19 protein-coding genes and 1 tRNA gene are annotated in these 16280 nt (G+C 70.1%); 9 read left to right on the forward strand and 11 right to left on the reverse strand.

Annotated elements, in window-relative coordinates; genetic code table 11:
* Positions 1-104: 104 nt before the first annotated feature.
* The 4 genes from MFF54_RS19470 to MFF54_RS19485 are packed head-to-tail and all read left to right on the forward strand — an operon-like array spanning position 105 to position 2734.
* The gene (locus MFF54_RS19470) at positions 105-428 is read left to right on the forward strand and encodes an XdhC family protein (RefSeq protein ID WP_238304490.1); all 324 of its coding nucleotides are present in this window, start codon (positions 105-107) and stop codon (positions 426-428) included.
* Positions 428-1123 (forward strand): XdhC family protein, encoded by a 696-nt coding sequence (locus MFF54_RS19475; RefSeq protein ID WP_238304492.1) that lies wholly within the window; start codon positions 428-430, stop codon positions 1121-1123. The genes MFF54_RS19470 and MFF54_RS19475 overlap by 1 nt, the downstream gene beginning before the upstream one ends.
* Positions 1120-2142 (forward strand): molybdopterin-binding protein, encoded by a 1023-nt coding sequence (locus MFF54_RS19480; RefSeq protein WP_238304494.1) that lies wholly within the window; start codon positions 1120-1122, stop codon positions 2140-2142. Before MFF54_RS19475 ends, MFF54_RS19480 begins: the two co-directional genes overlap by 4 nt.
* On the forward strand, positions 2135-2734 hold the full coding sequence (locus tag MFF54_RS19485; RefSeq protein ID WP_238304496.1) for a nucleotidyltransferase family protein: 600 nt from the start codon (positions 2135-2137) through the stop codon (positions 2732-2734). The genes MFF54_RS19480 and MFF54_RS19485 overlap by 8 nt, the downstream gene beginning before the upstream one ends.
* A 46-nt stretch (positions 2735-2780) precedes the next feature.
* On the opposite strand, the gene MFF54_RS19490 is transcribed toward MFF54_RS19485, so the two are convergent.
* From MFF54_RS19490 to MFF54_RS19500, 3 genes are all read right to left on the reverse strand, one after another.
* Entirely contained in the window at positions 2781-2996 is a 216-nt protein-coding gene (locus tag MFF54_RS19490; protein ID WP_238304498.1) for a hypothetical protein, read from the reverse strand.
* Between the two features lie 140 nt (positions 2997-3136).
* Entirely contained in the window at positions 3137-3358 is a 222-nt protein-coding gene (locus MFF54_RS19495) for a DUF2256 domain-containing protein (RefSeq protein WP_238304500.1), read from the reverse strand.
* A gap of 7 nt (positions 3359-3365) precedes the next feature.
* Entirely contained in the window at positions 3366-4232 is an 867-nt protein-coding gene (locus tag MFF54_RS19500; protein ID WP_238304502.1) for a methionyl-tRNA formyltransferase, read from the reverse strand.
* A gap of 117 nt (positions 4233-4349) precedes the next feature.
* Here MFF54_RS19500 and MFF54_RS19505 point away from each other — a divergent pair, with 117 nt between their 5' ends.
* The gene (locus MFF54_RS19505; RefSeq protein ID WP_238304504.1) at positions 4350-5096 is read left to right on the forward strand and encodes an SDR family NAD(P)-dependent oxidoreductase; all 747 of its coding nucleotides are present in this window, start codon (positions 4350-4352) and stop codon (positions 5094-5096) included.
* An 8-nt stretch (positions 5097-5104) separates the two neighbouring features.
* Here MFF54_RS19505 and bcsS read toward each other — a convergent pair whose 3' ends face one another.
* Positions 5105-5770: a cellulose biosynthesis protein BcsS gene (gene bcsS / locus MFF54_RS19510; RefSeq protein ID WP_306423972.1), complete on the reverse strand. Its 666-nt coding sequence runs from the start codon at positions 5768-5770 to the stop codon at positions 5105-5107.
* 404 nt (positions 5771-6174) lie between these two features.
* Here bcsS and MFF54_RS19515 point away from each other — a divergent pair, with 404 nt between their 5' ends.
* Positions 6175-6777 carry an exopolysaccharide biosynthesis protein gene (locus tag MFF54_RS19515; protein WP_066924394.1) on the forward strand — a complete coding sequence of 201 codons (603 nt, stop codon included), beginning with the start codon at positions 6175-6177 and terminating at the stop codon, positions 6775-6777.
* 120 nt (positions 6778-6897) lie between these two features.
* On the opposite strand, the gene MFF54_RS19520 is transcribed toward MFF54_RS19515, so the two are convergent.
* Positions 6898-7026 carry a TFIIS helical bundle-like domain containing protein gene (locus MFF54_RS19520; RefSeq protein ID WP_238304508.1) on the reverse strand — a complete coding sequence of 43 codons (129 nt, stop codon included), beginning with the start codon at positions 7024-7026 and terminating at the stop codon, positions 6898-6900.
* A 308-nt stretch (positions 7027-7334) separates the two neighbouring features.
* On the opposite strand from MFF54_RS19520, the gene MFF54_RS19525 reads away from it, so the two are divergent.
* From MFF54_RS19525 to MFF54_RS19535, 3 genes are all read left to right on the forward strand, one after another.
* Positions 7335-7424 (forward strand) — tRNA-Ser (locus MFF54_RS19525).
* A gap of 336 nt (positions 7425-7760) precedes the next feature.
* Positions 7761-7943, forward strand: a complete 183-nt coding sequence (locus tag MFF54_RS19530; RefSeq protein ID WP_238304510.1) for a DUF3606 domain-containing protein — start codon at positions 7761-7763, stop codon at positions 7941-7943.
* A 1452-nt stretch (positions 7944-9395) separates the two neighbouring features.
* A complete protein-coding gene (locus tag MFF54_RS19535; RefSeq protein ID WP_238304512.1) occupies positions 9396-9950 on the forward strand; it encodes a CatB-related O-acetyltransferase in 555 nt (184 codons plus the stop codon).
* 222 nt (positions 9951-10172) lie between these two features.
* Here the strand turns inward: MFF54_RS19535 and MFF54_RS19540 are convergent, their stop codons facing one another.
* From MFF54_RS19540 to MFF54_RS19565, 6 genes are all read right to left on the reverse strand, one after another.
* Entirely contained in the window at positions 10173-10868 is a 696-nt protein-coding gene (locus MFF54_RS19540) for an IS481 family transposase (protein WP_238304514.1), read from the reverse strand.
* Positions 10869-11175: 307 nt separating this feature from the next.
* The gene (locus MFF54_RS19545) at positions 11176-12162 is read right to left on the reverse strand and encodes a glycosyltransferase family 8 protein (RefSeq protein WP_238304516.1); all 987 of its coding nucleotides are present in this window, start codon (positions 12160-12162) and stop codon (positions 11176-11178) included.
* A gap of 20 nt (positions 12163-12182) precedes the next feature.
* Positions 12183-13043 (reverse strand): LbetaH domain-containing protein, encoded by an 861-nt coding sequence (locus tag MFF54_RS27675; protein WP_283206298.1) that lies wholly within the window; start codon positions 13041-13043, stop codon positions 12183-12185.
* A gap of 41 nt (positions 13044-13084) precedes the next feature.
* Positions 13085-14275 (reverse strand): acyltransferase family protein, encoded by a 1191-nt coding sequence (locus MFF54_RS19555; RefSeq protein WP_238304518.1) that lies wholly within the window; start codon positions 14273-14275, stop codon positions 13085-13087.
* A gap of 70 nt (positions 14276-14345) precedes the next feature.
* Positions 14346-14618, reverse strand: coding sequence for a hypothetical protein (locus tag MFF54_RS19560; protein ID WP_238304520.1), 273 nt, complete (start codon positions 14616-14618; stop codon positions 14346-14348).
* 236 nt (positions 14619-14854) lie between these two features.
* The gene (locus MFF54_RS19565; RefSeq protein WP_238304522.1) at positions 14855-16075 is read right to left on the reverse strand and encodes a polysaccharide biosynthesis/export family protein; all 1221 of its coding nucleotides are present in this window, start codon (positions 16073-16075) and stop codon (positions 14855-14857) included.
* Between the last annotated feature and the right edge of the window lie 205 nt (positions 16076-16280).

The raw sequence follows: 16280 nt of genomic DNA on the forward strand, positions 1-16280 counted from the left end.
CGGCCGCGGTCTTGCGCCGGGCCGGACCCGCTATACCTCACGGGGGAAGGCCGGGTATCCCGACGGCAAACGCGCGGGCCGGCGCCCGCCCCGAAGGCAAGGCGATGCTCTCCTCCGATACCGACATCCTGAGCGCCGCCGCGGCTTGGCGGCGCGCGGGCCGCGGCGTTGCGCTGGCGACCGTGATCGAGACCTGGGGCTCGGCCCCGCGCCCCGTGGGCAGCCACCTCGTCATCGACGGGGACGGCAACTTCCTGGGCTCCGTCTCGGGCGGCTGCGTCGAGGGCGCGGTGATCACCGACGCGATCGACGTGATCGCGGAGGGGCGCCCGCGCGTCCTGGAATTCGGCGTGGCCGACGAGACGGCGTGGCGGGTCGGCCTCTCCTGCGGCGGGCGCATCCGCGTCCTCGTCGAGCGGGTCGACTGATGCGCGCCGAGACGCTCGAAGCCCTCAACGCCGAGCGGGCCGCGCGGCGAGCCGCCGTTCTCGTCACCGACATCGCCGACGGGGCGCAGCGCCTCGTCACGGCCGCGGCGATCGCGGCGGATCCGCTGGCGCCAGAGCTGCGGCGGGCGCTCGCCTCCGGGCGCAGCGGCCTCATTGAGGCGGACGGACGGCAGCTCTTCCTCACGGTCCAGGTGCCGCCGGTGCGGCTCGTGGTGGTGGGCGCCGTCCATATCAGCCAGGCGCTCGTCCCGATGGCGGCGTCCCTCGGCCTCGCCGTCACGGTGATCGACCCGCGCACCGCCTTCGCCAGCCCCGAGCGTTTTCCCGGCGTGGATCTCGTGGCGGCGTGGCCCGACGCGGCGCTGAGCGGCCCCGTGCCCGTCCTCGACCGCTACTGCGCCCTGGCCGCGCTCACCCACGATCCGAAGATCGACGACCCGGCGCTGGCGGCAGCCTTGCGGGCAGGCTGCTTCTACATCGGCGCCCTGGGCTCGCGGAAGACCCACGCGGCCCGGCTCGCGCGCCTCGCGGAGGCCGGCCTCAGCGAGGCCGAGACCGCCCGCATCCGTGCGCCGATCGGGCTCGACATCGGCGCGGTCAGCCCGCCGGAGATCGCGATCGCGGTGCTCGCGCAGGTCGTCCAGGCCCTGCGTCGTCCGGAGACGGCCGCGTGAGGTTCGGGCGCGTGCCGGTCTCCGAGGCGGCGGGGCTCGTCACCGCGCACACCGTGCGGGCGGGTGGCGCGACCCTGCGCAAGGGCCACGTCGTCACGCCCGAGATGGCCCAGCAGTTCGCGGCGGCCGGCTTGGACGACCTCGTGGCCGTGCGCCTGGAGCCGGGCGACGTCGGCGAGGACGCGGCGGCGCACCGCCTCGCCGAGCGCCTGGGTGACAGGTCGCTGCGCGTCGCCGCGCCCTTCACCGGCCGCTGCAACCTGTTTGCGGAGCGGCGCGGCGTGCTCCTCGTCGACCGCGCCGCCATCGACGGCGTGAACGCGGTCGACGAGGCGGTGACCGCCGCGACGCTGCCGCCGTTCCGGCCGGTCGTGGCCGGCGAGATGGTGGCGACCGTCAAGGTCATCCCCTACGCGGTTGCGGGCGCCGTGGTGGAACGGGCCTGCGCCGCCTTGCCGGAGCCGCCGCTGCGGATCGCGCCCTACCGGCTCGAACGGGTGGGGGTCGTCTCGACGCGCCTTCCCGGCCTGAAGGAGAGCACGATCGAGCGCACGCTCTCCGTTCTGGCAGAACGCCTCGCGCCGACCGGCGCCCGGATCCTCGCCGAGGCTCGGGTCCCGCACGATCCGGCCGCGCTCGCCGACGCGCTTGCCCGCCTCGACCGGGAGGGCGCGGAGCTAGCGGTCGTCTTCGGCGCCTCGGCCATCGCCGACCGGCAGGACGTGATCCCAGCCGGAATCGAGGGCGCAGGGGGCCGCGTGGAGCATCTCGGCATGCCGGTCGATCCGGGCAACCTTCTCCTGATCGGGAGCCTCGGCACGATGCCGGTGATCGGCGCGCCGGGCTGCGCCCGGTCGCCCAAGGAGAACGGGTTCGACTGGGTGCTGCACCGCCTGCTCGCGGGCCTCAGGGTGACCCGCGCCGACATCGTCGCCCTCGGGGTCGGGGGCCTGCTCATGGAAATCGTCTCTCGGCCCCAGCCGCGGGACGGAGGCGCGCCGGACGATGCGGATGCCTGAGACCGGTGCCTGGATCGGCCCCCGGATCGGCATCGTGCTGCTGGCGGCTGGGCGCGGCACGCGCTTCGGGCCCGAGCCGAAGCTCCTCGCCGATCTCGGCGGACGTCCGCTCGTGCGGCACGCGGCCGAGGCCGCCTGCGCGTCCGGTCTCGGCCCGGTGGTCGCGGTGCTCGGCGCGCACGCGCCCGCGGTGCAGGCGGCACTGGTCGGTCTCGACATCCATACGGTCGAGAACCCGCTCTACGCTGAGGGGCTCTCCACCTCGCTCCGGGCTGGGCTCGCGGCGCTGCCCCCGACCTGCGCGGGCGCGGTGGTGATGCTCGGCGACATGCCGCTCGTAGCCCCTGCCCTGTTGCGCCGCCTGGCCGAGGCCTTTGACGGGGCGGCCGCCGCGATCGTTCCGGTCTGGGCCGGGCGCCGCGGCAACCCGGTCCTTCTGAACCGGGACCGCCTCGCTGCGGACCTCTCGGAGCTCGTGGGCGATCGCGGGGCCGCTCCCCTTCTGGCGGGGCGACCGGACGTGGTGGAGATCGCGGGCGAGGCCGGCACCAGCCTCGATATCGACACACCGGAAGCGCTGATGGGCCTGTAAACCCGGCCCAGTCCCCGCTCGGAACTGTTGGGACCGATGCCGCCGCTCAGAGATGCCGGGTGGGCAGCGGTGCGTTCGGCCGAACTGCCTCGAGCTGGAGCCAGGCCCTCGCACGCGTCCCGAAATCGCGCATCTCATCCAGCGTGCCGGCGAGAGTGTGACGCAGGCTCTCACCGCTGCCTCGGACGCGCTCAGCCTCCTGCATCAGGCGCCGGCTCTCCTGAAAGGCAACCATCGCGCGCTGCCACAACTCGTCCGACATAGCCCTCCCCCGTGGTGTCGGACCGATGAAGCTATGAGCGCATGGCATTTGCAACCAAAAATTGAACACTCGAGATGGAAATTCCGGATTAGGGCCGATAGACCGCCCCCTGCGCCTGCCTCACCCTGGCATGTCCTGCCTCAGGCGTCGCGGGAGCGAAGCCTCCGCGCGCCATCAGGCTCCCCGTGCGCGGCCGGGCATGCCTCCGCACCGCGCTCCCGCCGCGACTCGGCCCGGCAGCGGTCGGAGCAGTAGCGCACCGCGTCCCAGTCGCGCGCCCACTTCTTGCGCCAAGCGAAGGGCCGGCCGCACTGCGCGCAGATCTTCTCCGGCAGGTCGGCCTTGCGGCGCATCCGGGGCATCGGCGGCTCAGCGCCCGATCCGCGCCGCTTCGGCGAGGCCCACCGGCGACCAGCGCGTGAGCTGGACGAAGCCGTCACGGGCGGCGATCACGAGGTGGCGCCTGTAGCGGTGTACCACGGTGCCGGGTGCGTGGCCGTGCGCCTCGTGCCAACCGCTGGCCTCGGCCACAAAGATGCGGGCATCCTCGACCCGCGCGATCGTCTCGATCGCCCCGAAGGCCCGGACGCGCCTGAGCACCGCGTCGACCCCGGCCCGGAAATCGAGCGTGCGGTCAGCGTCACTCGCCCGCGGCCAGTACGACCCGTCGCCCTGCGGCTCTGGCCGCCGCCAGCGCTGCGGCAGTTCCCGGGCAATCGGGCCGGCGGCGAGGCGCCGGGCCGCCATCTGGCACTTGGCGAGCAGGCTCTCGTGGTTTTCTCGGGCGGCGAGGTCGAACAGGTCCTGGGCCAGGATGTCACCCGTATCGAACCCCTCCTCGGCGAGCACGTGCGCGGTGACGCCCCAGGTCTCGTAGCCCTGCTCCACCGCCCGGAACAACGGGTAAGGCCCGCGCCCGGTCGGCAGCGGCGATGGATGGAAGTTCAGTGCGTAGGTGGCGAAGGGGCGCCAGCCCGTGATGAGCCAGGGATAGCCCGCCACCACGAGGGCCCAGTCCCGCCCGTGCAGGGCCCGCAGGGCCTCGAGATCCTGTGCCCGCAGGCGCGAGAGCTGGATTGGCACGTGGGCCTCGCGCGCGCGCGCCACCACGACGTCATTGTGGTCGTAGATCCCGTCGCAAGGGCGGCTGAACAGCTTGATCGGGGTCCAGCCGGCCCCGACCAGCGCTTCAAACACGCCGCCGAGGAAATCGATGCCCGCGAAGGCGAACTTCATGGTCTCTCCGGGGTCCTGCGACGTCGTGAACGGGGTTCGGCTCGGCCGCGCGGCCTCCCAGCTGCCGCAGCCCGCCATACCTTGAGCCGGTCCGGCACGGAGGCAAGGGGCGGAGTGATGCGAGGGTCGAGGGGACGCGTTCTGATCTACGGAGGTACCGGCGGCATCGGCCAAGCCACGGCCCGGGCCCTGCGGCGCCGCGGCTACGCGCTGCACCTCGCCGCCCGCGACGCCGGTCGGCTCGAAGGGGTCGCTGCGGAACTCAGCGAGACCACGACGAGCGCGGGCGACGTCGCCGACCCCGATTTCCTCTTGCGAGCGACCCGGGAGGCGGGCGCGGATCTGGTCGGCCTCGTCTATGCGGTCGGCACGATCAACCTGCGCCCGCTCGCGCGACTGACGCGAGACGACGCGGAGGCCGACTTCCGGCTCAACGCGCTGGGCGCCTTCTCGGCGGTGCAGGCGGCCGCAGACGCCCTCAGGGTTGGGGCGGGCGAAGCGAGCGCGGGCGTCGTGCTATTTTCGACGGTCGCGGCGCGGCAGGGCTTCCCGGCCCATGCCAGCGTGGCGATGGCTAAGGGCGCGGTGGAGGGCCTCGCCCTCTCCCTCGCGGCCGAACTGAGCCCCCGGATCCGCGTCAATGTGGTGGCGCCCTCGCTGACGCGCACGCCGCTTGCCGCCGCCATCACGGCCAACGCGACCCTGGCCCAGGGCATTGCCGGCATGCACGCCCTCCAGCGCCTCGGCGAGCCGGATGATATCGGGCGGCTGGCGGCCTTCCTGGTGTCGGATGAGGCCGCGTGGATCACCGGCCAGATCATCGGTGCCGATGGCGGCCGCTCGACCCTGCGCACGAAGGGCTGAGGCACCCGCTACAGCGTCGTCCAGACAGCGAGCGCGAGATAGGGACTGGGCCGCTGGTCCGTCTCGAACTGGACACCGGCGGAGGCTCGGAGACCGAAGCGGCCCAGCGCGAAATCGGTGGCATGCAGGCCGAAATTCCACTTCCGGTAAGCTGTTCGGTCCGCGTAGAGGCTCGCCTCCGGCCCCAGATAGGCGTCCCAGAGCCGATAGCCCCATGCGAGCCGGCCCCAGGCATCTTCCCGCGAGGAGCCGAGGATTACGGTGGCCTGCAGCAGGGTCTCGTCGCTCGGTCGCGCCCAGATCTCCCCGTGCAAGCGCAGGCCCCAGCGCGGCGGCAGTGCGAGGCTTCCGGCGGATCCGCTCAGGACCTCGACCGATCCCTCCGGCCCGACGAAGAGCGCGGCAACGCCCCAGTCGTGGAACCACTGGTAGCCCACGACCGCAGCACCGAGAGCCGTGCTGCGCGACAGGCTCGACACAGCGGGAAGGCGTGCGCAGGCGCACACGCCGCGCTCGTGACGCTGCCCAGCACCGACGCCTGCGAGCAGAACGAACCCGTCGCGTGTCGCGCCGCCCGGCGCAACCTTTGCCCCGGCGCTCACAAAGGTTGCCGCTCCTGCATCCAGGCTGCCGAACAGGACGACGTCCCACTCTCCGGCCGCAACGCTGGGCACATCTGCCAGGAGCGTGCCCAGCGTTGCGAGCCAGCGTCCAAGATGCGCGCTTCGTCGAATGGTCGCGACCGGCCGAACGCTCAACGAGCGATCTCCTCAGAGTATTCCGCCCATGGACGGACCTGAGATGTGCCAGAAATCCTATGCGAGATCTGGGCGAAAAACCAGATGCCAAATTTTCAACTTGAAATTATCAGACTACGCACGAGCTATCGAAAGCTGCAAACTTCAAGTGCGCACTACGCCACAAATATACCTTAGGTTAATTAGTCGACCGATCGCTGTCGCATTCTCGCGCGACCGGGCCAGAGGCTGCCCCTGACGCCGGCCGTGCGCCCCCGCGCTTGGCGGGGCAGGCGAAGTCCGGTAGAGCCGCGCCGGGACAGCAGAACCATGGCCGAGCCTTGTATTCCGGTGCACGAACGTCCGAAGTCCTCACAGTCCTGGCCAGCCAGGACGGTGACAGGCTGACCGTCGGCGACATCGTCGCGGTCCTGCGCGACCGGGCCTTCGCGCTGCTGGTTGTGTTGCTCGGCCTGCCGAACTGCCTGCCTATGCCGCCGCCGATCCCACTGGTCTGCGGGCTGCTGCTCCTGCTGGTCGCCGTCCAGATCGCGGCCGGGATGTCGGCGCCCTGGCTGCCGCGCCGCCTGCTCGGCCGCTCGATCGCTCGGCAGGATGTCGAGCGTGCGGTACGCCGCGCCGTCCCGATCCTTCAGCGCCTCGAGCGCTGGTCTCGCCCGCGCATGAGCGTGTTCGAGAGCGCGCTCGGCATGCGCGGCATGGGCCTTGCGCTCCTCACGCTCGCGATGGCCCTCATCGTCGCCGCGCCGATCATCGGTCAGATCCCGCTTGGTCTCGCGGTCTGCCTCGTTGGGCTCGGACTGGTCGAGCGGGACGGCGTCGTGGTGATCGCCGGTCTCGTGGTCGGCACGGCCGGTGTCGCCCTGAACGCAGGCTTCGTCTACGCGATCGTGGCAGGCCTGATGAGCCTCTTCAGTCCGTAGGGACCGGCCTCGGCGCGGGATCGAGAAGGTCCCTTGCTGCATCGCGGCCGGATACTGGCCTCACGACATGGCGTCGGCGCGCTCCGGCGCCGACGCGGCTTTTTCTCCGGCGCGAGCGATTTAGCGGCGCAGGATCTTGGTGACGAGGCGCCCGATGGGCGTGCTCGAATCGGCGTTGCGCGTATCGCGCGTGACGACGCGATCCTCGTTACCGAGAAGCTTGGTCACGATGCGTCCGATCAGGCTCATGGAACGATCCTTTGAGAAACGGGGACGCCGACCGGCGGTCTGCCGGCAGCGACGGCACAGCTTTGGAAATCAACGGCCGACCTCGCCGAGCCGTTCCCCCGCGGCTCGATCCCCTGTGCGGGATGCGCCGACGAGTCGCCCCCCGGTCTCAACGGGCGCTGCGACCGAAGCCTCCGTGGCCGCGAATCGGCACCCGATCCCCTGCGGACATCTTGCCAGGAACCGGTTCGGACGGTACAGCACCGCCACCTCGCCCAACGCCCCAGCGCGAACGCCCCTCGCGTCGCGTCGGAGGACAGGTGAGGGCCGGAGGGGTGGCCGAGTGGTTGAAGGCGCACGCCTGGAAAGTGTGTATACCGGCAACGGTATCGCGGGTTCGAATCCCGCTCCCTCCGCCAGCTACTTAGACTTTGTATTTACGCTGATTATGGTTTTCACATGGGCGTGAGCCGCTAGCCCCGAGTTTTGCCCACATTTTCCACTGGCTTGCAGTGCACGCCGCGTTACCCCGGCGGACGACTGCCTCACTTGAGGCGGTATGGACTATTGGCTGACTTCCGAAAGATCGGTAGCTCGGCCAAGCGTTGTGGCCTTGCCTGTACGCACCCAGAAACTGCCGTGCCGGACGAGTTGCGATATCAGGGCGGTTTCCCGCATCCTTTCGCCATCGTCATCGTCAGGGGGAGCCGTTAGGTCTTTCCCATACCGCACATCATCAAGCCACCAGGATCCCAATGGCCGGCCTCAAGGACAAGCGTGGCTTCATCAATAAGGACCGACTCGACCTGTCGGAACGCAAGGCGGTCGAGTTCTGGATGAAGCGATGGGGCGTAACGCAGGACCAGCTTACGGCCGCGCATCGGAAGGTCGGCCGGATGACAAAGGATATCGCCGCCGAGTTGGGCAAGAAGCGTTAGGCGCCTGCTCGCCACGGCGAGAGAGCTTGTTAGCAGACGGGGTCGATAGTGAAGCCGCCGCAAACGTCGGCCAGCTCTCGTTGTTGAACCTAAAGTGGGTCACCGCCCGCGCAAGCTCCCCGTAGGCCGATCTTGGGGTCGCGGGTGCGCGGCGGCCTGATGGATCGGTCCAGGGACGGAAAGGGGCTGCGCGGATGCCGATCAGCAGGAAGGACCTCGCTGATGCGGGCTCACCGGAGGCGCTCGTCAAAGGCATCCTCCAGGCCGAGCCGAACCATTCAGTGCCCGTGCCGGTCCAAGAGTTGTGCGCGCCCCCGCATTCTCAGGATCGAGGACCTCGACACCGTCAAGTTCGAGGGCGGCCTCGTGACCGACGCGAAGCGGTCCGAAGTCACCATCCTCGTCAAGCGCGGGGACAAATCGCGTCGCTGCTTCACTATCGCGCACGAACTCGTGCAACGTCCTGATGGCGTACCACGCACCGGATCAGTTGGGCCGGTTCCTGCGTAAGAGCTCCGACCTACTGCGCCTCACAGTGAAGCAGGGTGACCGGCGGCAGCGCAGAGAGGTCGAGGCCAACCGCTTTGCCGCCCTCATGCTGATATCCCCGCATATGTTGCGGGGGCCCATGGCGGCCTTTGGTGAGCCCGATCTGCAGCACGTTCCTGTGCTAACGCGCGACTTCGCGGTGGGTAAGGAGTGAGCGGCGCCGGCGGATCGCCATCGTCGTGGCGGGCAACGGCCGGATGCAACGGTGCCACCACAGCCCCGCTTTCCCGGACATCATCTGCGGGGCCGGCCGCCCTGTCCCGAAACGCTCGCTCTATCAGCGCAGTCCGCATCGGCCGAACATCGCGAGCACCATCGCCCCGTGCAGTCCCGATCCCTGAACCGATGTGAAACGCGAACTTTTTGACCTCACTGGAATTCTGGGCTGGGCTAGATGAGGGGCTACGGCATGGTAGCCGCCCTGGGTAGCCGGAACGCTGGATCTGGCGCCCTGACGGCGCAGGCCGGAGGTCACCCAGCGACTCATGCGGTCGAACGTGCGCGGCGTGCGCACGGGCTGACGCGTCCGCACACAGGACAGTGGAGAGGAGCGTCCAGCGGTTGGCACCGCAGTCGGCCTGATGACCTCTCCCTGCGAGGGTTCCGCGAACTGCGGCCCCGAGTGCTTGGTCAGGGTGTTGCCGTCTGCCCGGCGTCGCGCCAGTTCATGCAGCCTCCAGGGTGTCTCGGCGCGAAAATCGCAGGGCAAGGATCGGCGTCACAACAGGCCATGCTCTGGCGCGGCGATTGCGAGACCGGACGGCAGGGCGCGCTTCTGGATACCGCCTGCCTACTATGCCGGGCGGCTGTCCTGGCTGCGCGGCGCCGAATGGCCTCACCCGGCGGATGAAGGGTACTATGCAGATTCCAAATCGCGTCTTCGATCGGTACGTGGTGCCATGGATGCGGCATGCCGAGATGGAGAGCGCGTATCTGCGGGCGCAGTTCCGCAAGCGTTACGGCATCATGATCGGGCTCTACTCTTACGGTTGCTTCGATCGCTGGCGCATCCCGCCCGGGAGCCGCATCGGCCGATACTGCTCGTTTGCCCGGTCCGTGCGCATCCTCGACGCCAACCATCCGATCGACCGGGTCTCAACCCATCCCTTCCTGTACGACCGCCATTTCGGCATCGTCGACGCGGACCAAGTTGAGAAGACGCCGATTGTGGTCGAGGACGATGTCTGGTTCGGTCACAACGCCGTCGTAGCGCCCGGCGTCGGGCGTGTCGGACGGGGCGCGATCATCGGGGCTGGCGCAGTCGTGACGCGACCGGTCGCGCCCTACACGATCGTCGCAGGAATCCCGGCCCGGCCGTTGCGCGACCGCTTCGACGCGGCCACGATCGCGCGCCTGGAGGCGAGCCGCTGGTGGGAGCAGGATCGACGCGCGCTAAAGTCCTTCCTGAGCGCTCAGAGCCTCGATGGCCCCCTTGCGCGGGCGCACGCAGCCGTCTGAACGATCGTCCGATGTGGCAGTCCGTGCGCGCATCGGCCCTCACGGAGGAAGCCCGAGCCGGTAGGCGTGACGGCGCTCTCATCCGGAGGTTCCCGAACAACGCTCGCCTTCTGCCGCGGTGGCGGAGCGTTCCGCCGATGTCGCTGTCGATTCAGCTGGCAGGAACCACATCACAACGGAAAGCTACGGCATCATTCCCGATCCGATGGCCATGAAAGCGTTCTAGCGCGGGGCGTCGATCCGGGTGGTCCGGCGGTGTTCCAGCGCGTGGGTATCGCATGCGCGCGTGAAGGCGCTCGCCGCGAAGCACGCGGTGTGATCGGTGAGAACATGGGTGAAGCGCGAGGGAAACACCGCCAGCGTTTCCTTCAGGAAACCGACGGCGCTCGCGGTCGTCCCGTCATCCTTCAGGGCGACGTGGGCGCAGCGGCCGGCGTGATCGACGGCCACGTAGAGGAAGCGGCCGCTGGCGGAGTTGTCCGCTTCGTCCGTCGACAGGGGAGTCACGTCGAGCCTCACCCGACCCATTCCCTGGACCCGCCCGGTGACAGAACAGCGGTTACGCTCGGCCTTCGGCAGCCGGTTCAGCCCCTCGGCCTTCAGGATGCGGTAGATCGCGTCGCGGTTGAGGTGCGGCAGGAACTGCGTGATGACCGCCGTGAGGTCATCGAGCGGGAAGCCGGTGGCACGGCGCACCGCGCACACCATGGCGCGCTCCACCTCCGTGGCCTTCCAAGGAAGTTTCCGGGGTCGGGTCGGGCGGTCCTGGCAGTCCTCGGCGCCCCGCTTGCGCCACTTGCGGATCGTCTCGGTCGATACGCCGTAGCGGCGGGCGAGAACGCTGGGGCTCTCGTTCGAAGTCGCGATCTCGGTTCGGACGGCCGGGGTCGTCCGCGCATTCGGATGGATACCGGGCATCAACAGATCCTCCGTGTATCGCCACGAAGCCGCCGTTGCGGGCGTGCCACGCAGCACCCCCATTGTGCAACGCATCGAAACGCAGCGGCGTTCCGCCAATGTCGCAGCCTGTGCGACAGTAAAACGGCAAGCGCATTAACCTTCTTCAAGGAATATATGCTTGCAATGGCACGCCCGCTTCGCGGCTTCTCAGGAACCCGCCGCGAACAGATCCCGCAAAAAAGCTTGGAGATATTACCGATTCCTGCGTTCTCGGACATGCGCCGTATCGCCTCAAGCAAACGTACCGGTATAGCGCCGAGGCTTTCTAGCCTCGACTCTGGGCCGACAATCCTCGTCGGTGCCCGGCCCAGTCGCGGATCAGGCGGTAAGCGTCGGGGAAATGCCAGCGCAGGCGGGTCTTGCAGTGCGAGATCCGCAGCCCCGGCCGGCGGGGCAGGCCGGGGAAGAAGCGCGTCCGGAACCTCTCGCCGAGAAGGTCGAGGCAGCGCAGGTAGTGCCGGCCGTAATGGATCGCGAACGGATCCTTCCAGGGCTTGTGCGGCGTCGTGTAGTGGATGACGGCCGGGCTGCGGCGCAGCCTAGCGAAGGCGCCCCGCTCGTAGCCGAGATCGGCGGCGCGCAGGTCCGCGGCGCGCGGCTGGAAGTTCCAGCGCGGATCGACGAAACGGACCCGCCCGCGCAAGGTCAGGTTGAGGGCGTCCTGATCGAAATATTTGAGGTTCGGAGCCTCGCGCTGGATCAGCCGCATCGTTGCGGCGGCGAGGTCCTCGGAGCGCCAGTCCGCGAGGTTCATCAGGAGAACGCCGGCATTGAAGTAGGGCTCGGCCTGCGCGAAGCCGAGGCTCTCCCGGTTGTCGCAGAACGGGTCCGGCACGGCTGCTGCCGCCCGTCCGCCGAGATCGAGCCGCCAGAGGTCGGCGAGATCGGCCAGCACGACGAGATCCGCGTCGAGGTAGAGCACACGGTCGTGCTCCGGCATCAGGTAGGGCAGCAGCAGCCGCGCGTAGGTTCCGGCCGAGATCGCCGTGCTGACGGGAAAGCCTGAGAAGCGGTCGAGGTCGATCGGGACGAAGCGGCAGGTGTCGGAGAGACGCCGGGCGAACAGCGCGCGGATCGTGGCGGCGCAGGACGGATCGTCTCCGGAATGGAAGATGTGGACATCCAGCCCGAGGCTCTGGCCGCTGTTGAGGAGCGAGGCGACCGTCGTCACCGCGTGCGGGAAGAAGGCCCGGTCGATGCACAGCGCGACGGCGATTCGGTCGGGGCAGGCCTGGCTTACGGCTTCGGGCATGGAACCCCCAAGGTTGACGATCAGGGACGCGGCGGTGCGGCCGGAGCCCGCGCGGCGGCGATCGCGTCGAGCGCCCGCTGAGCCTCGGGGTCGCTGACGGGCCGGCGCATGGCCTCGCGCCAGCGCGCGAGTTCGGACAGCGGCAGGAGCCACCACTGTGACGCGATCAGCGCCCGCCGTGCCGCCTCGGGGAAGCGGTAGCGGACCACCCGGGCCGGGACGCCGACCGCAATCCCGAAATCCGGAACGTCGCGCGTGACCACGGCCCCCGCTCCGACCACCGCGCCGATGCCGATGCGCCGGCAGCCCGGCGTGATCACCGCGTACTCGCCGATCCAGGCGTCGTGGCAGATCTCGAGCCGGGGCGGCGGATCGGGCAGGTTCTCGAAGGAGCCGTAGTGGCCCTCGTAGAAGGCCGGGCTGGTGGCGATCCGGTCCAGCGGGTGGTTGAACGACCAGCAGGCGGTCTGGGCGATCGAGACGTAGCGCCCGACCCGCAGGCCCTCGCGCAGGTGCCAGGTCGGGTAGAGCACCGAGCCGTACGAGTAGGCGCCGACGCTGACGCGGTTCCGCTCCCAGAGAACCTGCCGCAGGCTGTAGCTGTAGGCCGAGCCGCCCTCCCAGCGGCGCAGGCGCCAGATCCAGCGCGACGGCAGGCGCCGGCCCAGCACCGCGAGGAGCAGGCGCAGGCGCCAGGACCGGCGCAGGCCCGGATCCGACAGGTCCGGGCCGGCCGCCTCGCCGGGCGCCGTCGTCCCCTCCGAGGACGCGCCAGCGGCCGCGCGGAGGGGCCGGAGCGGGTCGCCCAAGCCCGGATCCGGCCCGTGGGCGAGCGGGCCGCGCCCATCCTGCCCTGCGCGGCCCTCAGGAAGCGCCGCCACGGGCCGACGGCTCGTCCCGGCCGGGGATCGTGCGGGCGCGCTCATCGGCCGAGCACCTCGCCGGCATCCGCGAGCCGGGGCGCGCGCGCCGCCAGGGTCCGGCGCCCGGGCGGGCGCGGCCCGAAGCGGTGGCGCAGGCCGAGCACCGGCCGGGCGACCAGGGTCTGGGAGAGCCAGGCGAGGCCCAGCGTGGCCGCCGTGCCGCCGAGGCACATCGCCAGCGTCTGGGTGCCCGAGAGCGCGTAGGCCTGCCGGGCGTCCATCAGGTACAGCCCGGCCGACAGCGGCACGAAGTGCCAGAGGTAGGCGCCGTAGGACATCTGCCCGATCCAGCGCAGCGGGCGCCGCTCGAGCGCGGCCAGCAGCGGCGCGCCGAGCGTGCTCGCGTAGAGGACAACGAAGACGAGGCCGAGCGCGAGGCCCTGCAGCGTATAGCGCAGGGTGGCGCGGAACATCGGGTCGCGGATCGTCAGGGACAGGAGCACCAGGAGCGCCGCTAGGGCGAGGAGCGGCACGCCCCGGTCCCGGGCCCGGACAAGCCAGCCGGGGAAGCGGGCGAACACCACGGCGAGCCAAGCCCCGTAGGCGATCGAGTCGAGGCGGGCATCGCTCGCCTTGTAGGTCCATTCGGGGTCGAACCGCCCGGAGGCCTCGACAGCGGCGCGCCAGAGCGGGCTGATCACCAGGACGGCGCTCAGGATCAACAGGAGGCGGCGCGACGCGGTCCCGCTCAGGATGAGCACCAGCGGGAAGACGAGGTAGAAATGCTCCTCGACGGCCAGGGACCAGAGCGAGTGCCAGTCGGCGCAGGTCTCGATGCACATGCCCTGGGCCAGATGATAGTAGTTCGTGAAGTAGAGCAGCGCCGCCAGCAGCTCGGCCGGGCGCATCGTCTGCCCAAGTGCAAGCGCGACCGCGCCCGTGAACAGCACGAAGACCGTGAGTTCCGGCGCGAGCCGCAGGAAGCGCCGGATGTAGAAGTTGCGCAGGTCGATGCGCCCGCTCCCGCCGCTCTCGCGCAGCAGCAGGGTGGTGATCAGGAAGCCACTGAGGAAGAAGAAGATCGTCACCCCGAGGCCGCCGGGCACGATCCGCCCGAGCCCGTAATGCCCGAGCATCACCACGAGGACGGCGACGGCGCGGATCCCGTCGAGCCCCGGGATGAGCGCGCGGCGGGTGAGCGCCTGGACCTCGGCCAGTGCCGGGGCGGGTCGTTCGGTGTTGGTCTGCATCGGTCTCTCCCCCCTGGCTGCGGGACCCTCGGCTACGGAACCGGGCAAGTCGCGGGTTCGGGTCGCGGGTTCAGCGGGAGCGAGTCTCGCGGAAATCGCTCCAGCGCAGGCCGACGGCGCGCCGCGTGATCACGAGCCTCTCCGCAGCGGACCCGCAGGGCGCGGACTCGCCGGGCGCGGACGGCGCGGCGGCGTGGGCGAGACGCTTGAAGTCGAGCCAGGTGGCGATGCGGTTGCCGCATCCCTCGCACTCGACGATCGTCGCGTCGTTGAAGTCGGCCGGCAGCCGGATGCTCGGGCTGCCGCAGGCCGTGCAGGAGAAGGTGTTCGTGACGCCGGTCATGAGGCCTCCGGGGGCGTGAGGGTCGGGTGCCCCCGGGAACGACCTCAGTCGTCCATGACGGGAGCCCGGTCGGCGGCCTCGAGGAACAGCGCGAGGGCCGCGAGGTGGAGGATGGCGCAGATCAGCATGGCGGCGGCTCGGCGATGGATACCGCGGACGCGGTGCGCGCCATCCTGTCGGCGAGGTGTTGGGGCCGCCTTAACGCGGATCCCCGCCCCCGCCGGCGCCGCCGCGCGCTACTGCGTCGGCTTGAAGTCGTACTCGACGCGCAAGGCCACCTCGACCGTATCGCCCGGCCGCAGGTCGGTGTCCTCGTCGGCCGCGATTCGCTGGGTGCGCGCCGGGTCGGCGCGCCGGATCACGGTGATCTGGGGGGCGCCGCCGGTGCCGCGCACGAGTTGCGAGCGCACGACGCCGGTGTAGAGCAGCTTCTCGCCGGTGGCCTGAAGCTTGGCCCGCGTCTGGGCGAGCTTCACGTCCGAATCCTGCAGGTCGCGCAGCAGGTCGCCGCGGCGCTGATCCTCCATCCGGTCGATGGCGCGCGTCGCGTCCTGGCGCTCCTTCTTGGTCTGCTCGACCTGCACGCCGATCTGGAGCGCGCGCGTCGAGGAGAGCAGGCTCAGGCGCCGGGTCTCGAGCGCGCGGGTGATCGGCACGATGCCGCGCTTGTTCAGGTCGGCGATGCGCTCGATCTCGCTGGCGTCGAGTTGGGCCCCCTCCTCCTCCTTGACCTGCTGGTCGCTCATCGTCCGGATGCGGTCTTCGGTGAGCTTGAGGGTCTGGCGCAGGTGCGCCCGCTCCTTCGTCACGTCCGCGTTGCGGGCGTTCAGCAGGTCCTGCTCGTTGCGCAGGATCCGGTCGCGCACCGGGGCCGGAAGCGGCACCTCGGTCAGCGCCGCCTTGTCGATCGCCGAGCGCCCCTCGAGCTCCGCCCGCAGCCGCGCCGAGACCGCCTGGGCGCGGGCGAAGTCGGCCCACAGGTTCTCGTACTCGCCCCTGAGGTCCGCGGTCTGCAGGATCGGGCTCTCCATGCGGAAGCGCTGCAGGTCGTAGCCGCCGGCGAGCGACACCGCCTGCCGGACGCTGAGCCCTGCCCGGAACGGTTGCTCGCCGGGCTTGGCGACGTCTCCGCTCACGTAGACCGGCCGGTACTCGGCCACGCTCAGCGTGATCTCCTCGCCCGAGATCGCCGTGAGGCTCTCGCGCCCGTCCTGGCCGCGGATCGTCAGGCTGCGGTGAGGCAGCAGGTCCCGCACCCGCTCGCGTACCGCCCCGACCGTCTGCCCGGCCGCCCGCACCTGGCCGATCAGCGGGACGGCGACCGCGCCGTCGAGGTCGACGGTGAGCTTCTGCTTCAGGTCGGGAACGCCCGCGACCGAGAATTCGAGGGTGTCGCCGGGTTGCAGCAGGTACTCGGCCGCGGCGGCGCCCGATCCGAGAGCGGCGTGCAGGAGCACGGCGAGGCCGAGACACGACGCCGGGAGGCGCGCGCGCGGGCGCCGAGAGGGTGAACCGAGGGGATGGGATCGCCTGTAACTCAAGAGCGTAACTCCTCTCGAAGACAGTTGAGTACTATTTGATTTATTTGTCAACGTCAGTAGATATTTAATTTATACGTTGATATGCTCTGTATGACTTGATATATCGCCCTCAATTTGAATT

The sequence above is a fragment of the Methylobacterium gregans genome, from assembly GCF_022179245.1.
Taxonomy (GTDB): Bacteria; Pseudomonadota; Alphaproteobacteria; order Rhizobiales; family Beijerinckiaceae; genus Methylobacterium; species Methylobacterium gregans.

What these genes read in the sequence shown, in the direction of transcription:
- MFF54_RS19475 (WP_238304492.1), top strand. Translation starts at nt 428, where the DNA reads ATGCGCGCCGAGACGCTCGAAGCCCTCAACGCCGAGCGGGCCGCGCGG.
- MFF54_RS19530 (WP_238304510.1), top strand. Translation starts at nt 7,761, where the DNA reads ATGGCCGGCCTCAAGGACAAGCGTGGCTTCATCAATAAGGACCGACTC.
- MFF54_RS19555 (WP_238304518.1), bottom strand. Translation starts at nt 14,275, where the DNA reads ATGCAGACCAACACCGAACGACCCGCCCCGGCACTGGCCGAGGTCCAG.
- MFF54_RS19535 (WP_238304512.1), top strand. Translation starts at nt 9,396, where the DNA reads ATGCGGCATGCCGAGATGGAGAGCGCGTATCTGCGGGCGCAGTTCCGC.
- MFF54_RS19490 (WP_238304498.1), bottom strand. Translation starts at nt 2,996, where the DNA reads ATGTCGGACGAGTTGTGGCAGCGCGCGATGGTTGCCTTTCAGGAGAGC.
- MFF54_RS19500 (WP_238304502.1), bottom strand. Translation starts at nt 4,232, where the DNA reads ATGAAGTTCGCCTTCGCGGGCATCGATTTCCTCGGCGGCGTGTTTGAA.
- MFF54_RS19540 (WP_238304514.1), bottom strand. Translation starts at nt 10,868, where the DNA reads ATGCCCGGTATCCATCCGAATGCGCGGACGACCCCGGCCGTCCGAACC.
- MFF54_RS19485 (WP_238304496.1), top strand. Translation starts at nt 2,135, where the DNA reads ATGCCTGAGACCGGTGCCTGGATCGGCCCCCGGATCGGCATCGTGCTG.
- MFF54_RS19520 (WP_238304508.1), bottom strand. Translation starts at nt 7,026, where the DNA reads ATGAGCCTGATCGGACGCATCGTGACCAAGCTTCTCGGTAACGAGGAT.
- MFF54_RS19495 (WP_238304500.1), bottom strand. Translation starts at nt 3,358, where the DNA reads ATGCCCCGGATGCGCCGCAAGGCCGACCTGCCGGAGAAGATCTGCGCG.
- MFF54_RS19470 (WP_238304490.1), top strand. Translation starts at nt 105, where the DNA reads ATGCTCTCCTCCGATACCGACATCCTGAGCGCCGCCGCGGCTTGGCGG.
- MFF54_RS19545 (WP_238304516.1), bottom strand. Translation starts at nt 12,162, where the DNA reads ATGCCCGAAGCCGTAAGCCAGGCCTGCCCCGACCGAATCGCCGTCGCG.
- MFF54_RS19505 (WP_238304504.1), top strand. Translation starts at nt 4,350, where the DNA reads ATGCGAGGGTCGAGGGGACGCGTTCTGATCTACGGAGGTACCGGCGGC.
- MFF54_RS19560 (WP_238304520.1), bottom strand. Translation starts at nt 14,618, where the DNA reads ATGACCGGCGTCACGAACACCTTCTCCTGCACGGCCTGCGGCAGCCCG.